The organism is Campylobacter showae, assembly GCF_004803815.1.
GTDB lineage: Bacteria > Campylobacterota > Campylobacteria > Campylobacterales > Campylobacteraceae > Campylobacter_A > Campylobacter_A showae.
In genome coordinates this window covers 609,972-631,976 of the sequence record NZ_CP012544.1, presented here as the reverse complement: position 1 = coordinate 631,976, position 22,005 = coordinate 609,972, and the positions used below count along the sequence as shown (strand labels likewise).

The following is a 22,005-nucleotide window of genomic DNA, read 5'->3' as shown; positions in this document are numbered from 1 at the left end:
TTACGAGCCCGCACCAAAACGCGGGTTAAATTTGAAACCAAATTTAAAGGAGAGAAAATGAAAAAGATTTTTGCGCTGCTTTTAGCGGCCCTAGCTACGCTTGGCGCCGCCGAGCTAAAGATCGGTACAGCCGCCAACTATCCGCCGTTTGAGTATGTGGACGAGCAAAATAAGATTACGGGCTTTGATATGGATCTAGTAGCGGAGCTCGCTAAACGCGCGGGTTTTGAGTACAAGATCGTAAATATGAGCTTTGACGGCCTAATCCCAGCTCTAAAAACTGGCAAGATCGACGCCGTAGCAAGCGCGATGAGCGCGACAGACGATAGACGAAAGTCGGTTGATTTCACGCAGGCTTACTATGCGACCGAAAACATCTACTTGCGCGCTAAAGGTAACGACGCTCTCGCAAGCAAAGAGGCCCTAAACGGTAAAAGAGTAGGCGTACAGCAAGGCACGGTCCAAGAGATCGCCGCTAACGCTATCGCAGGCGCTAAAGTCGTGCCTGCCGAGGATCCGGTTCCGCTAATCATGGGACTAAAAAAAGGCAAGATAGACGCGGTCGTGCTAGATAGCTCGATCGGTTACGGCTTTTTAAAGAAAAACCCCGAGCTTGAGGAGTTTTTCAAAGAAAACGACGGTAGCGAGGGCTTTTCTATAGCATTTGATAAAGACAAACAAGCAGATCTAATCGCTAAAATAAACGCCGCGCTTGACGAAATAAAAAAAGACGGCAGCTACGATAAACTGCTAGAAAAATACGATCTAAAATAATGACAAAAAGCGCATTTTTTACTCTGATTAAATTTTGCGCTTTAGCCTTGCTGTCGGTAAATTCGGTTGCCGAGTTTACCGACATGCAAATCACCCAAACAACCAAATCCAAACGCGAAAAAGTCGCCAAAGAGGTCCTTTTTTTAGAAAAAATTTTAGACTACAATACCTTTGTCTTTAGGCTAAACGCCGCCGTGATCGCTCCTTGCAAGCTTGCAAACGTTAAATTTTACGACGGCTCAAAATGCATAAAAGATAATAAAGAGCTGGAAAATTTCACCAAATCCTACGACAAAGAGATAAAAAAGATATTTCGTCCGGAGCGCAACTACTACGTACTCACGCTAAAAAATCTAGGCGATAGATGGCTGTGCGAAGTAAGCGACGAAAGCAGAATCCTAAACAAAACCCTGGTCAAAAACGGCCTCGCCTTGCCTACTAGCAAAGAGTACCAAAAAATCGAGGTCAAAGAGGACTGGGCCGAGAAAAATCACGCGGAAATTTACGAGTGCCTAACCGGCAAAAAGCTAGAAGAACCGAAGAAAAAAAGTAAAAAAGCCGAAAATAACGCAACCAAAAACGTTCAAACCGAGCAAAACCCTACAAGCGAGCAACCTACTCAAACGCAGCCGCAAACTCCACCGCCGCCGATGGAGTCGCAAGGAAACGGCCCCGTAAATTTAAGAGAGCTTGGAGTCGAGTTCGGCAAGGATTTTGGCGACAAATAAATTCGCTCAAAGATAAATTTAACAACCGCTCAAGGTAAAACAATGAAAAATCCTAAAAAAAATATCCTAATCATCGCAGGCAGCGACAGCGTCGGGGGTGCCGGCGTGCAAGCCGACATAAAAACCTGCGAGGCCTACGGCTGCTACAGCGCGACTGCGATCACTGCACTAACTGCTCAAAACACGAGCGGCGTGAGTGCGGTGATGCCCGTAACGCCCGAGTTTTTAAACGCGCAACTAGAAGCAGTCTGCGCCGAGCTAAAATTTGACGCAGTAAAGATCGGCATGCTATTTAACGAACAGCTCATAGCCTGCGTCAAAGCCTGGCTGGAACAAAACCAGGGCATAAGCGCCGTGATAGATCCCGTCTGCGTGGCGAAATCCGGTGCAAAGCTGCTGCAAGAGGGCGCTATAAACGCGCTAAAAGAGCTTTTAAGCCTCGCCCGTATCGCGACGCCCAATTTAGACGAAGCGCGAATTTTGGGGTTAAATTTTGACGGCGAGCGGTTAAATTTAAGCGCCGATCTACCCTGCGACGTGGTACTCAAACGCACGCGAACGAGCAAGATTTGCGAGGACACGCTTTATAAAAAAAGCGGCGAGATAGTTAAATTTAATGAGCCGCTAGAGCAACCTACGATCATGCATGGCGCGGGATGTAGCTTTGCCACGGCTATCGCATGCGCCCTAGCGTGTGGTGCAGACGAGATAACGGCGATCAGACGCGCCAAAGCCTTCGTCGCAAACGCGATCAAAAACGCCCACGGCTCAAATTTCGGCGTGCGGCTGCTAGATCACAAAGCCGCAGGCGCAAACCGTGGCTGAAATTTACGCTATCACGGATGATATTCTAACGCCAGAGAGTAGCGTGCTAGCGCAGGCCGGGGAGCTGCTAGAGTGCGGCGTAAAGCTTTTACAGTACCGCACTAAAATCGAGCCAAAAAACGAGTGCGTAGCTTTTGCGCTAAAAGAGCTTTGCGAGCGTTACGGCGCAAGATTTATCGTAAACGACGACGTCAAATTCGCCGCCAAAATAGGCGCAAACGCCGTGCACATCGGCAAAGACGACGGCGGAGTAAAGGCCGCTAGAAAGATCCTGGGCGAGGATGCCTTTATCGGCGTTAGCTGCTACGACGATCTAAATTTAGCGCTAAGGGCGCAGGATGAGGGCGCTTCTTACGCGGCATTTGGCGCCTTGTTTGCGAGCCCGACCAAACCAAACGCCCCGCTTTGTAAATTTGAAACGATCAGGCGCGCAAAGGAAATTTTACGTATCCCGGTTTGCGTGATCGGCGGCATAAACGCGGCAAATATCGCGCAAATCGCCGCGCTAAACCCAGACTACGTCGCCGTTATCTCAGCGCTCTACCGCCCAGCATCCATAAAAGAAAATTTGCGAAATTTGCAAGCGTTTTTGTAAAAATGCGCTAAATTTGCGTCGCTAAACTGCGCAATGCTCCGCTCAAATTTAAGCCAAGTTTGCTAAAATTTGCTCCGATGGAGTTTGAAACGATGCATCCGAAGCGGCGCGTCGATAGGCAGCTGCGTATAAATTTACCACGTTGTAGTCTGAAACAGCGTATTTGCGAGCTTAAGGCGGCGCTTGCCGACAGTTAAAATTTACTCGATCAAAAAGGAGAAAAATGAAAACTCTAATCATCTTAGCCCACCCAGACATCAAAAACTCGGTCATAAACAAACGCCTGCTACAAGAGGCTCTCAAAGAGCCGCAGCGCTTTAGCGTTCATGATTTGACGCAGGTTTACGGGGGCGGCGATATCGACGCCGCGCGCGAGCAAGAGCTCATCAGAGCCCACGACGCCCTCGTTTTGCAGTTTCCGCTTCATAACTTCTCCTGCCCTCCGATTTTAAAATCGTGGATCGACGCGGTGATGACGCACGGCTTTGCCTACGGACGCGGCTCGGACGGCATAGCGGGTCGCAAGGTGGCTCTAGCCGTGACCGCGGGCATCAAAAAGAGCGACTACTGCCCGCAAGGACGCTATCATTTTAGCTTGCGCGAGGTTCTTACGCCGTTTGAGCTTGCGTTTAAATACTATTTTCACGCCGATTACCGCGACTTTTTCGCATTTTACGGCGCCGAGGAGACTCCGGGCGTGGACTACGTATCAAGCCAGGACGATTTAGAGCGCGGCGCTAGAGAATACGCGGAGTTTTTGCGAAATTTAGGCTAAATTTGACGGGCGCAGTTAGCCTTGCCGTGCGTACATTTACCTCGCTATAAACCACGGAGATCGCGCTAAATTTAAGCTTTATCGCCGTTATTTCCGCGATTTACCGCCCGGCAAAATTTGCAAGCGTTTTTGTAAGGCTTAAAATTTGACGAGTCTGCTTACGCTACTCAAATTTTAAGCCGAATTTTAGCGTCAAATTTACGGCGATCGAGCTCAAATTTGGAGTCTCTGCGCCAAATTTGCCAAGCCGCACCGAAGGCTAATCTTTTTTATAAAACACGTTAAAGCAGACCCCGCCGAGCAAGATTATCAAGCCGGCAATCCCCGCAAAAGGCGAAAACCAAAAATCCATCGTCCCCGCATAGAGCAAAACAAGCCCCGCGCAAAGGCTGATCGCGATATCGACATTAAACCAAAGCACTCTTTCAAAAAAGCCTTGCGACTTTTTCGCCGTCAGGTTTTTGCTGAGATTTCGTATCTTTATGACCCTGAAATTTTCGTATTTTACGCTCGCTTCGTCGCCGTTTTCTAGCTCCAGGGCGCGCTTTTTAGGGCTGCTACCCCACAAAAACGTATCGCCGATAGTGACGCTAAAATAATTTTTCTCTTTTGCCTCAAAAATCCTTAGGTCGCGCACCGCGCCGCTAGCCTCGCCGCTAGACTTGGGCTCTTTTGCGACGCCAAGCATCAACCTAACGCGCAAGCCCAAAGACGCCTCGCCGTGATATTTAAACCAAGCAAAGGCAAGAGAGCCGAAACCAAAAACTAGCAGCAAAGTGCCAAAAAGCGGCTGCCGTCCGTCAAATCCTGAGAAAATCGCCCAAACGCCGGCCGCGGCAAATAGCAAAAACAGCACGAAAAACAGAGCCGAAAAAAAGGAGCTAGGCTCGTAGGCGTACCAGACCGCGGAGTTTAAAGAGCGGTTTTTTAGCCCCAAAACCCGCCCCTTTTTATCGCAAACCGCCAGCATTTCGTCGCCAGCATTTACCGGCAAGAGCGGACTTTGCAGCGAGCGAACGTTTAAAATTTGTCCGTCCAAGCTAAAGCTATAATCAAATCCGCTTTTGTCTTTATAGACGCACTCAAGCAAGCCAGCGCGGCCGCCGAGCAGGTTTAAACCGTTTTGCGTTTCTTGCAAACTAAATCCCCTTTAAATTTTACGTTTTCGCGCCCGAAATTTGAGCGATATAGATTTGCGCGCCTATAAATTTGATCGCTCGTTTGCCCGTCAAATTTAAAAATAGGCGCCGGATTTGCCGCGTTTGGCAGCGTTTTTGGGCGGGCGAATTTGACGACGAACTACAAATCCGCTTCTTTTAAAAATTTTCTCAAAGCTAGATACGCATTTGCCTTGTCTGTCCGAGTTTTGCCGTCCAAATACAGCAAAGGCAACGATAAAAACAGGCAAATAATAAACGCAAACATAATGACTAAGTATCCAAAATCCGAAAGGTGGCGAGCTAGCCAAACTATCGGCAGAATCATAATAGCACCAAAAACGCTATTGGGCAAAAGCTCCATCACCGCCTCCTCAAAAATCATCAAATGCGCGCGCCAAGCGTAGTTTTTGAGCCACTTGTTTGAGGTTAAATTTTTAAAATTCCAAACCTCGTTTTTCTCGTCGTAAGCGATAGCTAAGCGGTCGTTTTCGCAGGGCACTAGTCGCTCTTTTGGGATTTTGGCGTTAAATTTCGCGCCCGCGATCTCAAAAACGCAGTCATCCGTCGCCGCACTCCATCTCACGTTTTTTACATCGCCCGCTAAAACCTGAAACTCGCGCGAATCTCGCATCTAAATTTTCTCCAAAGTTTTTGTAAATTCGTAAAAATTAACGCCGCGCAAATTTGAGCTGGACACAAAAATACGTCAAATTTGAGCGGGGCAAAACCCGCGCAGGCACGTAAATTTGACCGCGCGCATAAAGCACAAGCAAAGGCTCTAAGCCTGACGACCGAATTTGCTCGAACGCTAGCAAAATTTAGCAAATTTACGCCGTAAAGATAGCTGTAAAGCCCGCCAGGCAAAAACTCGCAAGCCGCAAAATGCCACCAGGAGAGAGCTAAATTTATCCGTAAAAAGCGGTCAAATTTGAGCAAAAGCAAATTATGCACCGCTGGATAAATTTACCCAAAATCGACCCAAATTTAAGCCTAGCAATTGCCGGCGCGTCAAATTTGAGCCAAGTAATCTAAATTTACATGAGACGCAAAGCCGCCCGCAAAAAGAAAAAAGCGCGGACGTTTAAATTTGACGGATCGCCTGGCCAAAAAAGCAAATCTACGCCGCAAAAGCCCGCAAATTTAGCGTGCCGCTAGTCCTTCCAGCTCCTTTGCCAGCGAGTTTACCTTCGAGTCGTCCATGCCGTTGCGCTCGACATCGCTCACGACGATGTCCTCCCACGTCTTGGCAAACTCAGCCTGCGATAGCCCCAGGCCGCCCTCGCCCTTTGGTAGCATACCGCTTATCACCAGCGCGCGGAAGCACACGTGGCGATCGCCCTTGTAGGCTTTGCACTGCTCCAGCGAGTTTTTAAACTCGGCTCCTAGGTGCTGCGTGACCTTATCGTCCGGGTATTTTTCCGCCGCGCGAGCTATGTCAAGTGCGGCTTCGTAGTACTGCGATATGGCCTTAAATTCGTCGTTTTTAGCGGCATACTCGAGTAGTTCGCCCGCCCTTTTGCTATCTCTTGGCGTGCCTAGACCCGTAACGTAGAGCAGCCCCAGATCGCCGCAGGCGTCTCTTAGACCCTCGTCGCAGTATTTTTTGCGAAGCTCGAATTCCTCTTTAAATTTACCGCTTTCAAAGTAGTTGTTCGCGCCCGCGACGGAGTTGTACTCGCGCAGTACTTTTGCGTACTGCTCGGGGCTAAATGGCTTTGCCTGCGTGCAAACGGCGCAAATGGCAAACAGGGCTGCGGCTAAAATTTTATTCATTTCTTTTCCTTTTTGGTTTTAAATTTTTTAATAGTTTTTTTGATCGCCTTTAGCAGATATGCGACGTCTTTTTGCGTATGCGAGTAGTGCAGACTCACGCGAACCCAGCCTGGCTTTTGATCAAATTTCTGATCGTCTTTTAGTCCGAGCAGATCGTGTCCGTACGGACCGGCACACGCACACCCAGCACGAGTCTGCACACCGTAGTCCTCGCTCAGCGCCTCGGCGAAATCATACGGCGAAACGCCCTTAACGTTAAACGCGAAAATCGGCAGTCTCGGCACTGCGCGCGGGCAGTAGCTCACGACCTCGGGGATATTATCCAGCCCCTCGCAAAATAGCCTCGCAAGCTCATCCTCGCGGCTTTTTATGACGTCTAGGCCGACCTCGTTTCGCAGCCTGTATGCTAGCGCGGCTCTTATAAGCCCCATCACGTGCTGGGTGCCGCCCTCCTCTGCGCGCTCGATACTAGGCGCAAAAAAGTGCGAACTACGGCTCACGTAGCTAACCGTCCCGCCCGCGGCGAAGGTCGGTTTGTCTGATTTTACGAGTTCTTTTCTTATCGCGAGCAGTCCGCAGCTACCCACGCCGCCTAAAAGCTTATGCGGCGAGAGAAATAGCGCGTCGAAATAGTCGGCGTCGAGGTTATCGTGCGAGCTAAAACTAGCCGCGTCAAAGGCCACCGTCGCGCCGTATCGCTTCATCATCACGTAGATTTTTTTGTAGTCGCTGATTATCCCCGTGACGTTTGACGCCGCGCTAAAAGAGCCGATGATCTCGCGCTTTGAGTTGATTTTGAGCAGTTGATCGAGTCTGCCGAAATTTATCTCCCCGCTCTTGCTTAGCGGTATGCGCACGACCTCGCACAGCCCCTCGCGTAGGCTAACCTCGTTTGAGTGGTGCTCGTAGGGCGAGACGATGACGAGGGGTAAATTTGCACCCTTTACCGCCTCTTCGCCTAGGCGGTTTGCGCTCATAGGCGGCAGGTAAAGCCCCATGATCTCTTGAAATTTCTTTATCGCTCCCGTCGCACCGCAACCGGCAGAGATCAGATAAAATCGCCCATCAAGCCCCAGCGCGTCTTTTAGGTTCTGCCTTGCTTTTTCGTAGCGTTTTTGCGTTTTTAGCGCGTTTGAGGCGCTTTCTGAGTGCGTGTTGGCGTAGGTTTTTAGGTATTTTGCGATCTTGCGCTCTATTGGCGCGTAGGCTAGACCTGAGGCCGTGTAGTCAAAGTAGCGCACGCCCTTTTTTAAAATAATATTTTTCCTGATTTCGTCGATGCTAACCAAAATTTTTCCTTATAAAAAAAGAGATTATAACCAAAGTTGTGCTAAAATGGGCTAAAAAGGAGCAAAAATCTACGCCTTAAAATCAAGCTACGCGCGCTTTAAGCACCTTGATATCTTGCAGCTTATTTACTTTCATCTAGTCTTTGACGCGCTAAAATTTGAGGCGAATTATTATGATATTTTCGAGGCGATCGAAAAGGAAATTTTAGATAAATTTGAAGATCTGTCGCTCAAATTTAGCTTTGACGCGCCTTTTGAGAGCGAGCTTAAATTTGCTCTTTGCAAGCTTGCTAAAAACGACCGCAAAAAATACGCTCTAAATAAATTTCTGCCCCGTCCTCTCATCCTAAAAATTTACGCCGCCGCGATAAACTCAGGCGTAGTCAGCATCGAAAAGACGCTAGAAAAACCGCGCGTAAAAAGCAAATATCAAAAATCCAAAAAGCTACCCGAGCGCGACAAGGCGCAGGATAAGGTGGTCTTTAACGACAATTTTACTAGATTTTGGTTTTATTTCATCGAGCCAAATTTGACCCTTTTAAAAAACGGCGAAAAGGCCGCGCTGATGGAGATTATCAGACGTGAGTTTGACTCGTACGCGGGCTTTGGCTTTGAGCTGCTTTGCCGCCAAGCACAAGTGCTAGGGCAAAGGAGAGCGCGTAGCCTGCAAATATACGCTTAAAGCTAATAACAGTGTGCGTGACGAGCTCACCGCTTTGTATCATGGATAACATCGTCTTAAAAGTCGTCACTGGGCTTGGCAAGATATATGGCGTGAAAATTTCTAGCTCGCAGACGACCTGCCAGAGGGCAAAGATCACCAAAACTAAAATGCTCTTTTTAAAGATTTCCTTCACAGCCCATCTCCGTTGTGACAGCCGTTTTCGCAGTATAAAAGCTCGATGATCCGGTAGTTTTTAAGCTCTCTAAATTTATACGAAAGAGCGTTTTGTATCTTTTCTTTATTGCCAAGGCTTAGGGTCTTTACGCCCAAATTTGTAAAAAATCCCGGCGGTACCGGGCTTGCTTCAAGCTTTTTTGTCTCTAAATTTATCTCATTTTGCTCTTTGAAGCTTTTCCATGTCAAAAATGTGGTTCGAGCTAAATTTAACTCCCTGCCAAGCTCGGCCAAGTCCTCACAGGGCGTCGTCACGTAGAGCCACTCGTTCTCTTTTAGCCTTGAGCTAAGCTCCATGGCGCTTTCAATCAAAATAGGGTTTAAATTTGAGATGAGAGCGGCCTGCTCTTTGAAATTTGCCCTGATGAAATTTGCAGCCCTAGGACAGCGACTATCAAAGATGAGTTTCTTTTGCGCGAGGTCATTTTTATATGCGTTTTTGACGCTATTAACGTGATCTTTTTCGCACTCCATTACGCTAAAGCCTTTGTCTTGCAAAATTTCTTTAAGCGCCGCAAAGTCGTAGATACTTTTTACAACAGGATTTAGCCAAACCAGTTTTTTCATGAGAGCTCCCGTCAAATTTAAAAGCTATAATTTAATAATTGAAATCAGAATTGTATCATTTGAAAGTAAAAAATGGCTTTGGAAGTTAAATTTATTAAGAAAACGGCTGGACTTTTACGTCCAGATTTTTCTTTTCTGCGGTTTTATCTATGGGTTTTAGTATATTTACGCCGTTTTTTCAAGCTTCATTAGCTTTTTTGGATGGGCAAATTTCTCAACTTTAAATTCAAAAAACAAGCCGTCAAATTTAAACGGCTTGTTTTAGCCCTAAAGCCCTCCCCTCAAACCCATCCCCCACGATAAACTCCGTCGTATAAACCAGCGCGCGGCCTTCCTGCACGTCTTTGATACGGATGATCAGGCGCTTGTTGTTTTTATCGGCTGCAGCGCGGTGTTCGCCGATGGCGGCGCGGTAAATTTGCGTGATGAGATCCTTGCCCGTTTCGTCCAAATTTAGTTCTAACACCAGATCCTCAAGCTCTCTTTTGCCTCTACTTTCGCTAGCGGCTGAGCTGTTTTGGTAGCTGCCGCTGCTACTTTCCTTACGCTGCCTAAAGCTTCTGCTTTGGAAATTCATATCGCGCGCGTCCTCTAGGCTCACGACGTCGATTAGATTTATGCGAGTGCCCTGATCGTCGCGCGAGTAGCGCACCTTAAAGGCTAGTGGAGCGTCCTTTTGCTCGCCCGTTAGGCTCTCGATGAGCCCTTTTTCGGAGTCAAACGCCGCAACCTTAAACGTGCCAAAAAGGTCCATGACGCTTAGCATCATAAACTCTTTGCCGGTTTTTTTACTAGGGATTTTAGCGATCTCGGCGATCTTGCCGACGACTAGGATCTCGCTGGTCTTATCTATCTTGCCAAAGTCCTTGCTAGGAGTGTGTTTTATCTGCTCGATTTGCTCTTTGTATTTTTCGAGCGGATGCGAAAAGTCCATGCCCATAGCCTCGTCAAGAGTTAAAATTTTATCCAAATTTATCCGCATAAACTGCCCGTCTTTGGAGTAGCGAACCTTAAACGCATGCGGTAGATCGCGCTCGTCCGCGCTCATCGACTCGACCGCGCCAAGGCCTCTGTCAAAGACCGCGATCTCGACCGTACCGTGAAAATCGAGCATCTCGATCGTACCCATTTTTTTGCCGTTTTTCTTGCTGATCCTTGTGGTGAGATCCTCTATCTTGCCGACTAACAGCATCTCGCCGTTTTCCGGTAGCTCGTCAAATTTATCACTTAGAGTGTATTTTATCTTTGAGATTTGCTCGCGGTACTCGTCTAACGGGTGGCCCGAGAGGTAGATACCCACGCTTTCTAGCTCAAATTTGAGCTTGGTTTTTAGCTCTAGTTCAGAGTCGTCGCGTACGAGACTAGTTTTAACCGTCGCCATGCTCTCGTCGTCGCCAAATAGGCTCTCGGCCGCGTTTTTCTTGATGGTAGCGGCGTTTTTGCACGCCTCTACGATGTTATCTAGGTTGTTTAGCATCATCTTGCGCGTTAGGCCAAAGCTATCAAATGAGCCAGATTTTATCAGGCTTTCAAAGACTTTTTTATTTACCTTAAAGTTATCCACGCGCGAGACGAAGTCGTCGATGTCCTTAAACTCGCCCTTGGCCTGCTCCTCTAAGATATTTTCTATCGCCGCGCCTCCGACGCCTTTTATCGCGCCTAGGCCGTAGATGATGGCGTCCTTACCCCCTTCGCTAACGACTGAGAATTCTTTGGCAGATTTATTGACCGATGGCGGCAGGATAGCGATATCTAGGCGCTTACACTCGTCGATGTAGCGCGAAATTTTATCGGCATTGGTCTCCTCGCTAGTGATGAGAGCCGCCATAAATTCGGCCGGATAGTAGGTCTTTAGATACGCCGTTTGAAAGGTCACGTAGGTGTAGGCTGCGGCGTGGGATTTGTTAAATCCGTACGAAGCGAAGTGCAAAATAAGCTCAAACAGCTCGTCGGCCTTTTTGCCGTCTAGTCCCTGCGCCTCGGCTCCCTCGATAAATTTGCCCTTTAGCCTATCCATCTCCTCTTTTATCTTTTTACCCATCGCGCGGCGCACGAGATCCGCACCTCCTAGCGAAAAGCCGCCGATAGTCTGCACGATTTGCATAACTTGCTCTTGATATACGATAACGCCGTAGGTGGGCTCTAGTATGGGCTGAAGCTCAGGGAAAATGTACGTGATAGGTTCCAGGCCGTGCTTGCGCTTGATGAAATCTGGTATAAGATCCATCGGGCCCGGGCGATAAAGCGAGATCATCGCGATGATATCCTCGAAGCAGTCGGGGCGCATATCGGCTCCGACTTTTTGCATGCCTTCGCTCTCTATCTGAAACAGCCCAAGCGTCTGGCCGCTACTGATCGTCTCGTAGGTTTTTGGGTCGTTTTTATTGACCTGCTCCCAGATTATCTCTTTACCGAATCTCTTTTTTACGAGCTTAACGGCGTTATCTATCACGGTTAGAGTCTTTAGCCCCAGGAAGTCAAATTTGATTAAGTCAACGTCCTCTAGGTACTTTAGGCTATACTGCGTGACGAAGTGATCCTCCTCGGCGTTTGGCTGGCGGAAAAGCGGTGTTTTGTTCCACAGCTCCTCGTTTGAGATGACTACGCCTGCGGCATGCATACCGGCGTTTCGGTTTAGACCCTCGAGGTCAAGGGCAAATTTCCAGATTCTATTTGCATTTGAGTTGCTTGCTATCAGCTCGCCGATCTTTGGCTCTTTTTCAAAGGCTTGTTCTAGTGTGATGCCTAGCTCGTCCGGGATGAGTTTTGCCATAGCGTCCGCCTCGGCGTAGGGCATATCGCATACGCGCGCGACGTCGCGGATGACGCCCTTTGCCAGCAACTTACCAAATGTAATAACCTGCGCGACGTTAAATTTACCGTACTTTTCGATGACGTAGTCGATGATCTCGCCACGGCGGTTTTGACAAAAGTCCACGTCGATATCGGGCATGCTAACGCGCTCCGGGTTCAAAAAACGCTCGAAAAGCAGGTTATAGGGTAGCGGATCAAGGTCGGTGATCTTTAGACTATACGCAACTAGGCTTCCCGCCGCAGAGCCGCGTCCCGGGCCTACCGGCACGCCGCGCTTTTTAGCTTCGTTGATAAAGTCCCAAACGATCATCATATAGCCAGGAAAGTTCATCTTGTTTATGATGTCTATCTCACGCTGCAGACGGGTGCGATACTCCTCGTGGCGCTCTGCGGTGACGAATTTCAGCCTCTCCTCTAGCCCCTGCCTGCACTCGTGCTCAAACAACACGCTGTCGTTTGGTATGCTGTATCGTTTATCAGGCTCGGGCAGGCTCAAATTTCGCTCGGCGGCGTACTCAAGCGTAAATTTAAAATTGGGCGGCGTAGCGTCGCCTAGCTTGATAGAGAGGTCGCATTTATCAACGATTTCCTGCGTGTTTGTAACGGCTTCTGGGATATCGGCGAAAAGCTCGCTCATCTGCGCAGGCGTCTTGACGTAAAACTCATGCACGCTGTGGCGCAGGCGGTTTGGATCGTCAAGCAGTTTGTTCATCGCGATACACATAAAAACCTCGTGCGCATCGGCTCTTTGCTTAAACGTGTAGTGCGTGTCGTTGGTTGCGATGACCTTGATATTTAGCTCCTTTGCCAGGCGCAAGATCTCATCGTCGATCCGCCTCTGATCGCCGATACCGTGGCGCATGATCTCGAGGTAAAAATCATCGCCGAAGACCTCTTTATACCATAGCGCGGCTTCCTTTGCCGCCTCGTATCCGCCAGCGCCGAAACGCAAATTTCGCTCGCTTTGGTTGAGGTTCCAGTTCACCTCGCCTTGCAGGCACGCCGATGAGCAGATGATGCCCTCGCTGTGCTCTTTTAGTATCTTTTTGTTGATACGCGGATAATAATAAAACCCCTCAATGTAGCTCATGGAGCTCAGATACATCAGGTTTTTGTAGCCGATTTCGTTTTTGGCGATGAGGCAGAGGTGAAAGCGCTGTTTGGTGCTTTTATCCCCGAGCTCCTCGCCGTTGTGGATGTAGGCTTCGATGCCGATGAGCGGCTTTATGCCTTCATTTTTCATCGTTTTATAAAAGTCTATAGCGCCAAACATATTGCCGTGGTCGGTGATGGCTGCGGCTTTGACGCCTTGTTTTTTTAGGGTTTTGGCTAGCTCTTTGATACGGTTGGCGCCGTCTAGCAGCGAATACTCCGTATGCAGGTGCAGGTGCGTAAAATCTGTAAAATCGCTCATTTTTTCGTCCTTTTTAATGTTTTTGATTTTACAAAAACTTTTCTTTTAGGCGGATAAATCGGCCTCGTTTAAATTTAGCTAGGCTCGGAAAATAGGCTGCTGGTGTGGGCTTTTCGTCAAATTTGAGCTTAAATTTGACCCCTGCGGTGCGGGCAGCTTGATTTAAATTTACGGCTCCAAATTTAGCCCAAATTTGAGCGGTAAATTTGACGCAACCTCGTATAAATAAAAATTTGAAGCGCGATTACGAGGAGATTAAGAAAATTTTAGATAGGGCGGATAAAATTTACCGCGCTCTTTAAATTTTAAAAATAATCCAAACAAGAGTGCAAAGCGCCTAAATTTATCGGCTAAATTTCTCTTCAAACATCTCAAGCAAATTTGACAAAGCGTCGCATTTTGACGCGTCGAGCCCGAGCTTAAGGGCGGCAAATTTATAGTGGATTTTGGCGCCGTCCGCTACACTAACCGCCGGTGCACTTGAGCTTTTGGATAGCTTTTTGCCGCCATGCGCTAGCAAGCCGTGATGGATGAAATTTGCGCCCGCAAAATCGTAGCCCAGCATCTGCGCCATATACTTTTGCGCCGCCGAGCACGCGAGCAGATCCTCGCCTCGCACGAGCAAATTTACGCCCAAAATCTCATCGTCCACGAGGCTAGCTAGATTATACGCGGGCGTATCGTCCTTTTTCCAAATGACGAAATCGCCCAGAATTTGCGCCAAATTTACGCTTTGAGCTTGCGCGAATTTTTCCGCCTCAAACGCCGTTTCGTCCGTCAAATTTAAGACGCCTAAATTTGCCGAATTTAAATTTTCCGTGGCATTAAAGCTAAATTTTTCACCGCCAGGTTTCGCTCCGCCCGAGTCGCCCAATTTTTCCAAATTTTTTAAACCGTTTGCCACGCCGTTTTGCGCTTTTTGCTCACTACCCCAAAGCCCGCCCGTCTGGTTTGCCGCTCCGTCTGGTTTGCCACACAAAGCATCAAAATTTATCAAATTTTGCCTGACGCAAATTTCCGCCACATCAAGGACGCGAAGTCGTATAGCCGTTTCGTCTTTTTTAAATTTAAGATTTTTATCCGCACAAACCCGCATGTAAATGCCGTTTTTAAATGAGTTTTTCATCGAATGCGAGCACTCGCAAGCATAGCAAACGCCTTTTTGCTCAAGCTTTTTAAGCGCATTTTGGTAGGCTCCAAGGCGAAATTTGGAGCTAAATTTGGTTTCAAATTCCCCCACTCCGCCAGGTCCGCCGTCAAAATCAATGCCCAGCATATCAAGCACGAGAAAGATATTTTCCACATACTGCCTGCGGTAGCGCGGTAGGTCGTAGTCATCGATCCTTAAGTACAATTTCCCGTCAAATGCGCGAGTAAAAAGATAGGTCAGCAAGAAGTTGTAAACATTGCCCGCGTGCAAAAAGCCGCTTGGAGTCGGAGCGATACGAGAGGTGATTTTTTGGTTCATTTGGAGCGAAAATTGATTAAAAAGCTTAAATTTAAAAATTAGTTAAAAGCCGTCAGATTTGACGGCCGGATTATTCTTTAGGTTTAGATTCGTTTACTCTTAGAGCTCTGCCGCCTACTTCCTTGTTGTTTAGCGCTTCAATCGCTTTTAGCGCGTCTGCGTCGTTTTCTATCTCGACGAATCCGAATCCTTTTGAGCGATTCGTGTCGCGATCTTTGACGATTTTCGCGCGTTTTACTTCGCCAAACGGCGCAAATGTATCCTTAAGCTCTGCCTCAGTCATGCGATATGACAAGTTACCGACGTAAATATTCACAGTAACGTTTCCTTAAATCAAATTCCCGATAAAATCGGTTAATAGATAATACCCGAATTTAAATAAAAAAGCTAGATAAAAATTGATATTTTTATAATTTTTTGTAAATTTAAATTTCGGCTGGCGTTTTTGGAAATTCATTTTTTATTCGGCTGTTTGGGATTGCGTAAAAATTTGCCGTAAATTTAAGATGCATTTGGCGCAAAACGTCGGTCGATCTGCGCAAATAAATTTAAACTAAAGCGCGGCCTTATCGGCAATTTTTTTAATTTCACAGCCGCAAATTTGATATTTGCAGCCTTAATAAAAATTTAAGCCGCACCTTCGCCAAAAACTGGCAAAACGTGCGGCATTTACCAAATTTAAACCCGCAAATCGTTATTTGACAAATAAAAGTCCGCTTTTTACTTCGTTATAAACTTGCTCGCCGTTTAAAATTTTAACAAGCTCCAAGGCAAACTCCATCGCGGTGGCAGGGCCTTTTGAGGTGATGATATTTCCGCTTTGCACGACGTTTTTGTCACTCACGTACGTTCCACCCTCGACGCTAGCCTCGCAGCTAGGGTAGCATGTATACTCGCCGCCCATCACCTCGGCCACCCCAAGAGCTATCGGCGCGGCACAAATGGCGGCTACGAATTTGCCTTTTTTAGCAAACTTTTTGATCGTCTCTCTCATTTTTAGGTTACCGGAGATATTCGTGACGCCCGTATATCCGCCCGGCAAAACCAGCATATCGTAGTCACCCTCCTCAAGGTCATAAAGCGTCATATCACAGACTAATTTCACTCCGTGTGCGCCCGTGATAGGTAGCTTATCAAGCCCGACTACATGGGCCTCCACGCCGCCTCGTCTAAGTACGTCCACGATACTAACGCCCTCTATCTCCTCAAACCCGTCGGCAAAAATCACGGCAACTTTTTTCATAATTTTCTCCTTAAATTTTTTGATAATTATACTGCTATTTGTTAAATTTACGCTATAATCGGCGTACTTTAAATTCGAAAGGAAGGAAAATGGAAGTAAAGATTACATATTGCAATTCTTGAAACTATAGACCGGTAGCTTCTCGTGTAGAAGATGAATTTTTAAGTCAAATCCCAGGTGCTAATATTAGCAAAATCGTCGGTAGCGGCGGAAACTTCATAGTTGAAGTAGATGGAAAGATAGTATTTTCCAAAAAAGATCTCATCGGCACGGAAGTAAATGCCCTGCCAAATCACGAAGAGATCGTTGCTTTGGTCGATAGCGTTAAAAAATCAGCCTAAAGTCTAAGCCGAGGCTTAGGCTTTGGCTTTTATTTTTTCAAATTTTATCTCGTCTTTTCCGTATTTTTTAAGCAAACCATTTATGCGTCGCTCAAAAATTTTCCATCTAACTTTGTTTCCATATTTTTCAAACAAATTTAACGCTTGGCTGGTCAAAATTTCTTGTTCATTCTTTATGAGTAAATATTCAAAAAGCTGATCAATCACCGCTAGACCGTTTCGATCTAACATCAGATCAATCAAATTGCGTTCGCTTTTTATCTCGTCGAAAAATCTAAACACCGCCGTTAGGTCACTTGCTAAATTTTCGCATAGTGCTATCGTGTCGGTATTTTCATTAATTTCATAGTAAGCTGCTTTAGAGTCTATGATAGATGAGATTCTATCCCTAAAATGACATTCGTATTCTTTGGGTTTTGAGATGGTTTCTTTGCCGGTCGCAGCGTCGATAAATGCGCCGTAAATGCCGCAGTTTACGTAAAATCTGGTTTCAAATGCGGTATTGCCGCTACTTTTTTGAAAATTTACGACGTATATAAATTCGGGAGTATTTTTGTAGAAATTTAGCCCGTTTTTGGTAAAGCCGTTATCTTTAAACAGCGGCTTTACTTGGGCTATGAGCTCGTCAAATTTTGCTTTCATCAAATTTGACGGCTGCGATTATTTGTTTGCGCGTTCGATGTACTCGCCGCGGACGGTATCCACGCGGATAACCTCGCCCTCAAGCACGTGGAAAGGTATCTGCACGACTGCACCGCTTTCTAGCGTAGCGGGCTTTTTGCCGCCCTGGGTGTCGCCTTTGAAATTCGGCGGAGTCTCGACGATCTTTAGCTCGACGACTTGCGGTACTTCTACACCGATAGCCTTGCCATTGTGAAACAAAATCTCAACCATCATGCCGTCGATCATCCATTTTTTAACATCGCCTACGTCCTCATCGCTGATCGCTACTTGCTCGTAGGTCGCAGTGTCCATAAACTGGCAAAACTCGCCGTCGTCGTAAAGATACTGCATCTCTTTTTCTTCCAAATTCGGCTGATCGCATTTGTCGCCCGCGTGGAAGGTCTTTTCAAGCACTTTACCGTCGATGAAAGATTTGATTTTCGCGCGAACGAAAGCCGCTCCCTTGCCCGGTTTTACGTGCTGATATTCGACGACTTTATACGGAACGCCGTCTAGCTCAATCTTTAGTCCTTTTTTTAGGTCGCCCATAGAATAGGTTGCCATTTTTTCTCCTTGTAGTTTTAAAGGCTGATTATACCAAAAAAGTTTTTAGTTTAGTTTAAGAAGCGGCGAGAGGGCAAATTTGACCGCGCTCGCCGAAGTAAAACTCAAATTTAAGGCTTAAATTTAAACTCGCCTTTTTCCTTGCTTTGTTCAGACTGCGAGTGGATTTCCCTTTTCATCTGTTCACTTACGCTAGGATCGTCTTTTTGTATCTTTTGAAATTTCTTTTTTTCGGTCAAAATTTTCTCAAAATTTTTCGTAGTTTGCTTTTGCACTTCGCTCTCGCAACCCGCAAGCAAAAACAAAATCGGAATCAAAAGTAAAAATTTCATACTCAAACCCTCCTTAAATTTAAGCCCCAATTCGGGCTTAAATTTAGACAACTGCGTACTTTGCCCATACGCAAACGTCTAGATCGTTTAGCTTAGCCAGCGTCTCTTTGGTTATTTTTTCATCCACAAGCACGACCGCAAGCGCCATACCGTGATCGTCGCGTCCTAGGCGGAAGTCGGCGATATTGATCTTCTCTTCGGCGAGGATAGATGAAATTTTAGCGATAACGCCCGGAACGTCGTTGTTTTTAAAGATAATCATCTTGCCTTTAGGCTTAAAGTCTGTTTTAAAGCCGTTTATCGTCACGATGCGTTGCTGATTTTCGCCAAACACCGTTCCGCCGATCGTTACGACATCATTTTCGGTCGTGATGCGAACAGTGATTTTATTTTTGAAAATACTATTGCCGCCGACGGTGCTTTCTGTCGTTATACCTTTTTCATCGCACAAAAATTTAGCGTTTACGTAGTTTATCGTATCGCCCAAGCTCTCTTTTAAAGCACCCACGATCGCAAATGTAAGCATGGAGTTCGCGTATTCGCTGATAGGACCGTGCGTCTCGATGCGGATAGCTTTGATCGCTTTTTTGTTGATCTGAGCGGCGAGGAAGGCCATCTTGCTCGTAAGCTCGATATAAGGCTCCACAAAAGGCGGTAGATCTTCTGTTTTTATCGGCAAATTTAGCGCGCTAGGATAGCTGATGCCGCGAGCCGCAGAGATAGCCTGTTCGGCTGCTGCGATAGCAATATTGGCTTGAGACTCTAGCGTATTTGCGCCAAGGTGCGGTGTGACGCTGACGTTATTTAACTCAAGTAGCGGATGATCCGTCGCCGGCTCCTTCTCAAATACGTCGATACCCGCAAACGCTATCTTGCCGTTTTTTAGGCCATTATACAGCGCCTCTTCGTTGTAAAGACCGCCGCGAGCGCAGTTTATGAGGCGCACGCCGTCCTTCATCTTTGCGATCTCCGCCTCGCCGATCATGTTTACGGTTTCTTTATTTTTCGGAGTGTGTATAGTGATAAAATCACACGCAAGGATATCGTCGAAATTTCGCGTATAAACGCCGCCCATATCGGTTACTTTCGACGGATCGATATACGGATCGTAAGCAACGATTTGCATACCGAAAGCCGCAGCCCTAGTAGCCACGCGAGAGCCGATGTTGCCAAAGCCGATGACGCCTAGAGTCTTGTTAAAAAGCTCAACGCCGTACCATTTCTCGCGCTTCCAAATTCGGTCGATTTTTAGATCATTGTGAGCGTACGGAAACGAGCGAGCGGCAGCTAACATATGAGCCATCGTTAGCTCTACGGCGGCGATCGTGTTTGCCGTAGGGACGTTCATCGCGATTATGCCGCGTTTTGAGCAGCCGTCGATATCTACGTTATCAACGCCCACGCCCGCGCGCACGAGAGCTTTTAGATTTTTGGCCGCATTTAAAAACGCCTCGCCGACTTCGGTCGAGCTTCGAGTGATGGCCACGTCAGCCTCGCCTAAGATATCTAAAAGCTTATCTTTAGGCACGTTTACTGCGTCGATTACTTTTATATCCTCTTCGCGATTTAAAATTTCAAAGCCGACTTTATGTATTGCGTCGCACACTATTATCGTTTTCATAGCTTGATCTCCTTGAATGTTGAGCGTATATCGTACGCCTTAAGTTCGTTTATAACGCGGTCTAAAACGCCGCTGTCTTGCGTGTTTATGTAAATTAAATTTTGTGAATTTTCTTTTACTACGCTAAAATCTACGGGTATGTTTTTTAATGTTTGAGTGAGGCAGAACATCGAGTATATATCGTTTTTATCGATCACCAGCTGATAGGCGATTTTTACGACGGCTTTTGATTCATCTTTAAATTCTACATATATCTCGTTGCTTGCCAAAGCATATTTTTTAGGAGCCAAATTTGCCATTTCCCCAACCCAAGAAGTAGGGCCAGTAGTCAAATTTTGCTCCTTGTTATTTTGTGATACTTGTAGCTCCGCAGGCGCGGACTCTTTTAAATTTACGTCCGCGTACTTATACAGCAAAGCGCCACATACGCAGACGAAAATCAGCAAAAAAGCAATCGCGCCCCAGAACAAATATCGCTTCATTTACTTATGATAGCTGTTCTTTGATAATATCGCCCAGAGTAACCTTATCGTCGCTATTTATCTCGTTTAGCACCTCGCGCTCTTTTTGTCTTGCAAGGCGCCTTACGCTTAGGCGGATTCTATTTTTCTTCTCGTCGATAAAAGCTATCGCAGCTTCGATATTATCGTTTATGTTTAGGTTTTCAGCGCTTACGCCACCTAGGTCTTCTTTGCGGATGAGCGCATCGACGTTATCGCCGAGCTCTACAAATACGCCAAAATCCTTAATATCGCGAATTTTACCGGTCACGATATCGCCTACGTTAAATTTCTTTGCATAGGCTTGTACAGGGCTTTGTTTTAGATCCTTTTGACTAAGAGAAATTTTTTGCTCGTTAGAGTCGATTTTGATGATTTTTACCTCAACCTCGTCGCCCACTTTAAACAAATCTTTACACTTGTCGTTTCTATCCCACGAAGCGTCCTCGTTATGGAGCAAGCCCTCAACTGCGCCAATCCTAACAAATGCTCCAAAGTTGGTCACGCTAGTAACTACGCCTTTAGTGACGTCCCCTTCTTTAAATTGGGCTTTAAATTCGTCAAACGGTTTTTTGAGTAGGTTTTTCAGGCTCACTCTTAGGCGACGATCTTTTGCGTCTATCTCGATAACCTCGACATCAAGCTCCTCGCCTTCACTGATGTGATCTTTTGGATTTTTGATATTTTTATCCCATGAAATTTCAGAAATGTGCAAAAAGCCCTCTATATCATTGCCAAGATCGACAAATGCGCCGTAAGGCTCTATGTTGCTAACGGTTACTTTTATGGTGTCGCCCACATCTAGTCCGTCTTTTATCTCTTCCCAAGGATCCGGAGTCGCAGCCTTGATAGATAGAGAAAGGTGTTTTTTCTCATTATCGTATTTGATAACTTTTACTAAAACTTTATCACCCTCTTTGTAGATAGAGCCCGGATTTACCGGTCCTTTATAGCTTATCTCGCTGTAGTGTACGAGTCCATCCACTCCGCCTACGTCTACAAACATACCATATGTAGTGATTTTCTTAACCACGCCCTCTATCACGTCCGTATTTTCAGCGACTGCAGATATCACTTCTCTTTTTTTCTTTCTATCTTCGTCAAGCAGTTTTTTTCTCGATACGATAATGCTTTGCTCGTCTTTGTCTATTTTTATGACTTTTACTTTAAATGACTTTCCTACCACCGCGTTTGCGTCTTTAAAGCCGCCTTGCGAGCGAGGCAAGAAAAACTCGATACCGTCGCTGTTTTGAGCAACAAAACCGCCTTTATTTTTACCGATTATTTTTACGTCAAATATGTCTTGATTTTCTTCATTATATGAGTCTATATAGGCTTTTACTTTTTCTTTTCTAAGCGCTTTTTTATGAGATACGATCGGCTTTCCGCCTCTTGAACCGGTTATGACGACTTTGATCGTGTCGCCAGCTTTAAATTTAAGCTCTCCGTTTTCGTCTTGGATCTCAGAAATATTTAAAATTCCCTCTGATTTTTTACCGACGTTTACAAAAACCTCGTCGCCTTTAATATCGACGATTATTCCGTCGCTATCCTCTTCAGTCTTTTTAAAAGACTCCTCTAACATCGCGGCAAAATCGTCGTCTTCGATACCGTCGTTTGCCTTACTAAGCTGAACTTTTTTGTTCACCGCAGCCATCTTG

22 protein-coding genes are annotated in these 22,005 nt (G+C 46.4%); 7 read left to right on the top strand and 15 right to left on the bottom strand.

The genetic code is table 11. The features are described 5' to 3' along the window. Positions 1 to 57 precede the first annotated feature (57 nt). The 5 genes from CSHOW_RS03090 to CSHOW_RS03070 all read left to right on the top strand — a co-directional run bounded on the left by CSHOW_RS03090 (position 58) and on the right by CSHOW_RS03070 (position 3,697). Complete coding sequence (locus CSHOW_RS03090; RefSeq protein ID WP_002948419.1) at positions 58 to 774, top strand: basic amino acid ABC transporter substrate-binding protein; 717 nt, start codon at positions 58 to 60, stop codon at positions 772 to 774. Beyond that, complete coding sequence (locus CSHOW_RS03085) at positions 774 to 1,502, top strand: hypothetical protein (protein WP_002948418.1); 729 nt, start codon at positions 774 to 776, stop codon at positions 1,500 to 1,502. The genes CSHOW_RS03090 and CSHOW_RS03085 overlap by 1 nt, the downstream gene beginning before the upstream one ends. A 42-nt stretch (positions 1,503 to 1,544) precedes the next feature. Continuing rightward, positions 1,545 to 2,327 (top strand): bifunctional hydroxymethylpyrimidine kinase/phosphomethylpyrimidine kinase, encoded by a 783-nt coding sequence (gene thiD / locus CSHOW_RS03080; RefSeq protein WP_002948417.1) that lies wholly within the window; start codon positions 1,545 to 1,547, stop codon positions 2,325 to 2,327. Next, complete coding sequence (gene thiE / locus CSHOW_RS03075) at positions 2,320 to 2,922, top strand: thiamine phosphate synthase (RefSeq protein ID WP_002948416.1); 603 nt, start codon at positions 2,320 to 2,322, stop codon at positions 2,920 to 2,922. Before thiD ends, thiE begins: the two co-directional genes overlap by 8 nt. Before the next feature lie 223 nt (positions 2,923 to 3,145). Continuing rightward, a complete protein-coding gene (locus CSHOW_RS03070) occupies positions 3,146 to 3,697 on the top strand; it encodes an NAD(P)H-dependent oxidoreductase (RefSeq protein WP_002948411.1) in 552 nt (183 codons plus the stop codon). 259 nt (positions 3,698 to 3,956) lie between these two features. Here the strand turns inward: CSHOW_RS03070 and CSHOW_RS10400 are convergent, their stop codons facing one another. The 4 genes from CSHOW_RS10400 to CSHOW_RS03050 all read right to left on the bottom strand — a co-directional run bounded on the left by CSHOW_RS10400 (position 3,957) and on the right by CSHOW_RS03050 (position 7,919). Next, the gene (locus CSHOW_RS10400) at positions 3,957 to 4,835 is read right to left on the bottom strand and encodes a hypothetical protein (protein ID WP_002948410.1); all 879 of its coding nucleotides are present in this window, start codon (positions 4,833 to 4,835) and stop codon (positions 3,957 to 3,959) included. 161 nt (positions 4,836 to 4,996) lie between these two features. After that, complete coding sequence (locus tag CSHOW_RS03060; protein ID WP_002948409.1) at positions 4,997 to 5,488, bottom strand: hypothetical protein; 492 nt, start codon at positions 5,486 to 5,488, stop codon at positions 4,997 to 4,999. A 509-nt stretch (positions 5,489 to 5,997) separates the two neighbouring features. Further along, complete coding sequence (locus CSHOW_RS03055; protein ID WP_002948405.1) at positions 5,998 to 6,630, bottom strand: SEL1-like repeat protein; 633 nt, start codon at positions 6,628 to 6,630, stop codon at positions 5,998 to 6,000. Continuing rightward, on the bottom strand, positions 6,627 to 7,919 hold the full coding sequence (locus CSHOW_RS03050; protein WP_002948401.1) for an aminotransferase class V-fold PLP-dependent enzyme: 1,293 nt from the start codon (positions 7,917 to 7,919) through the stop codon (positions 6,627 to 6,629). Before CSHOW_RS03050 ends, CSHOW_RS03055 begins: the two co-directional genes overlap by 4 nt. A gap of 115 nt (positions 7,920 to 8,034) precedes the next feature. Between CSHOW_RS03050 and CSHOW_RS03045 the strand changes: the two genes are divergently transcribed. Beyond that, complete coding sequence (locus CSHOW_RS03045) at positions 8,035 to 8,601, top strand: DUF234 domain-containing protein (RefSeq protein ID WP_002948400.1); 567 nt, start codon at positions 8,035 to 8,037, stop codon at positions 8,599 to 8,601. A gap of 171 nt (positions 8,602 to 8,772) precedes the next feature. Here the strand turns inward: CSHOW_RS03045 and CSHOW_RS03040 are convergent, their stop codons facing one another. From CSHOW_RS03040 to CSHOW_RS03015, 5 genes are all read right to left on the bottom strand, one after another. Beyond that, a complete protein-coding gene (locus CSHOW_RS03040; RefSeq protein ID WP_002948399.1) occupies positions 8,773 to 9,384 on the bottom strand; it encodes a hypothetical protein in 612 nt (203 codons plus the stop codon). Positions 9,385 to 9,631: 247 nt separating this feature from the next. Beyond that, on the bottom strand, positions 9,632 to 13,612 hold the full coding sequence (gene dnaE, locus CSHOW_RS03035; protein ID WP_002948397.1) for a DNA polymerase III subunit alpha: 3,981 nt from the start codon (positions 13,610 to 13,612) through the stop codon (positions 9,632 to 9,634). Between the two features lie 343 nt (positions 13,613 to 13,955). Further along, positions 13,956 to 15,080, bottom strand: coding sequence for a tRNA glutamyl-Q synthetase (locus tag CSHOW_RS10395; RefSeq protein ID WP_002948395.1), 1,125 nt, complete (start codon positions 15,078 to 15,080; stop codon positions 13,956 to 13,958). Positions 15,081 to 15,150: 70 nt separating this feature from the next. After that, positions 15,151 to 15,396, bottom strand: a complete 246-nt coding sequence (locus CSHOW_RS03020) for an RNA recognition motif domain-containing protein (RefSeq protein ID WP_002948394.1) — start codon at positions 15,394 to 15,396, stop codon at positions 15,151 to 15,153. A gap of 378 nt (positions 15,397 to 15,774) precedes the next feature. Beyond that, positions 15,775 to 16,323, bottom strand: a complete 549-nt coding sequence (locus CSHOW_RS03015) for a DJ-1 family glyoxalase III (RefSeq protein WP_002948390.1) — start codon at positions 16,321 to 16,323, stop codon at positions 15,775 to 15,777. Positions 16,324 to 16,412: 89 nt separating this feature from the next. Here CSHOW_RS03015 and CSHOW_RS10520 point away from each other — a divergent pair, with 89 nt between their 5' ends. After that, the gene (locus CSHOW_RS10520) at positions 16,413 to 16,664 is read left to right on the top strand and encodes a SelT/SelW/SelH family (seleno)protein (RefSeq protein ID WP_255349573.1); all 252 of its coding nucleotides are present in this window, start codon (positions 16,413 to 16,415) and stop codon (positions 16,662 to 16,664) included. A gap of 15 nt (positions 16,665 to 16,679) precedes the next feature. Here CSHOW_RS10520 and CSHOW_RS03005 read toward each other — a convergent pair whose 3' ends face one another. From CSHOW_RS03005 to CSHOW_RS02980, 6 genes are all read right to left on the bottom strand, one after another. Beyond that, positions 16,680 to 17,306: a DUF4304 domain-containing protein gene (locus tag CSHOW_RS03005; protein WP_002948379.1), complete on the bottom strand. Its 627-nt coding sequence runs from the start codon at positions 17,304 to 17,306 to the stop codon at positions 16,680 to 16,682. 18 nt (positions 17,307 to 17,324) lie between these two features. Beyond that, positions 17,325 to 17,891: an elongation factor P gene (efp, locus tag CSHOW_RS03000; protein ID WP_002948377.1), complete on the bottom strand. Its 567-nt coding sequence runs from the start codon at positions 17,889 to 17,891 to the stop codon at positions 17,325 to 17,327. 110 nt (positions 17,892 to 18,001) lie between these two features. Further along, positions 18,002 to 18,223: a hypothetical protein gene (locus CSHOW_RS02995; RefSeq protein ID WP_039895184.1), complete on the bottom strand. Its 222-nt coding sequence runs from the start codon at positions 18,221 to 18,223 to the stop codon at positions 18,002 to 18,004. Between the two features lie 43 nt (positions 18,224 to 18,266). Next, positions 18,267 to 19,844 (bottom strand): phosphoglycerate dehydrogenase, encoded by a 1,578-nt coding sequence (gene serA / locus CSHOW_RS02990; RefSeq protein ID WP_002948372.1) that lies wholly within the window; start codon positions 19,842 to 19,844, stop codon positions 18,267 to 18,269. Further along, entirely contained in the window at positions 19,841 to 20,326 is a 486-nt protein-coding gene (locus tag CSHOW_RS02985) for a hypothetical protein (protein WP_050770749.1), read from the bottom strand. Before CSHOW_RS02985 ends, serA begins: the two co-directional genes overlap by 4 nt. A 4-nt stretch (positions 20,327 to 20,330) precedes the next feature. Further along, positions 20,331 to 22,001, bottom strand: coding sequence for a 30S ribosomal protein S1 (locus CSHOW_RS02980; RefSeq protein ID WP_002948361.1), 1,671 nt, complete (start codon positions 21,999 to 22,001; stop codon positions 20,331 to 20,333). Positions 22,002 to 22,005: the final 4 nt, after the last annotated feature.

What these genes read in the sequence shown, in the direction of transcription:
- CSHOW_RS03090 (WP_002948419.1), top strand. Translation starts at nt 58, where the DNA reads ATGAAAAAGATTTTTGCGCTGCTTTTAGCGGCCCTAGCTACGCTTGGC.
- CSHOW_RS03085 (WP_002948418.1), top strand. Translation starts at nt 774, where the DNA reads ATGACAAAAAGCGCATTTTTTACTCTGATTAAATTTTGCGCTTTAGCC.
- thiD (WP_002948417.1), top strand. Translation starts at nt 1,545, where the DNA reads ATGAAAAATCCTAAAAAAAATATCCTAATCATCGCAGGCAGCGACAGC.
- CSHOW_RS03070 (WP_002948411.1), top strand. Translation starts at nt 3,146, where the DNA reads ATGAAAACTCTAATCATCTTAGCCCACCCAGACATCAAAAACTCGGTC.
- CSHOW_RS03060 (WP_002948409.1), bottom strand. Translation starts at nt 5,488, where the DNA reads ATGCGAGATTCGCGCGAGTTTCAGGTTTTAGCGGGCGATGTAAAAAAC.
- CSHOW_RS03055 (WP_002948405.1), bottom strand. Translation starts at nt 6,630, where the DNA reads ATGAATAAAATTTTAGCCGCAGCCCTGTTTGCCATTTGCGCCGTTTGC.
- CSHOW_RS03040 (WP_002948399.1), bottom strand. Translation starts at nt 9,384, where the DNA reads ATGAAAAAACTGGTTTGGCTAAATCCTGTTGTAAAAAGTATCTACGAC.
- dnaE (WP_002948397.1), bottom strand. Translation starts at nt 13,612, where the DNA reads ATGAGCGATTTTACAGATTTTACGCACCTGCACCTGCATACGGAGTAT.
- CSHOW_RS10395 (WP_002948395.1), bottom strand. Translation starts at nt 15,080, where the DNA reads ATGAACCAAAAAATCACCTCTCGTATCGCTCCGACTCCAAGCGGCTTT.
- CSHOW_RS03015 (WP_002948390.1), bottom strand. Translation starts at nt 16,323, where the DNA reads ATGAAAAAAGTTGCCGTGATTTTTGCCGACGGGTTTGAGGAGATAGAG.
- CSHOW_RS03005 (WP_002948379.1), bottom strand. Translation starts at nt 17,306, where the DNA reads ATGAAAGCAAAATTTGACGAGCTCATAGCCCAAGTAAAGCCGCTGTTT.
- efp (WP_002948377.1), bottom strand. Translation starts at nt 17,891, where the DNA reads ATGGCAACCTATTCTATGGGCGACCTAAAAAAAGGACTAAAGATTGAG.
- CSHOW_RS02995 (WP_039895184.1), bottom strand. Translation starts at nt 18,223, where the DNA reads ATGAAATTTTTACTTTTGATTCCGATTTTGTTTTTGCTTGCGGGTTGC.
- serA (WP_002948372.1), bottom strand. Translation starts at nt 19,844, where the DNA reads ATGAAAACGATAATAGTGTGCGACGCAATACATAAAGTCGGCTTTGAA.
- CSHOW_RS02985 (WP_050770749.1), bottom strand. Translation starts at nt 20,326, where the DNA reads ATGAAGCGATATTTGTTCTGGGGCGCGATTGCTTTTTTGCTGATTTTC.
- CSHOW_RS02980 (WP_002948361.1), bottom strand. Translation starts at nt 22,001, where the DNA reads ATGGCTGCGGTGAACAAAAAAGTTCAGCTTAGTAAGGCAAACGACGGT.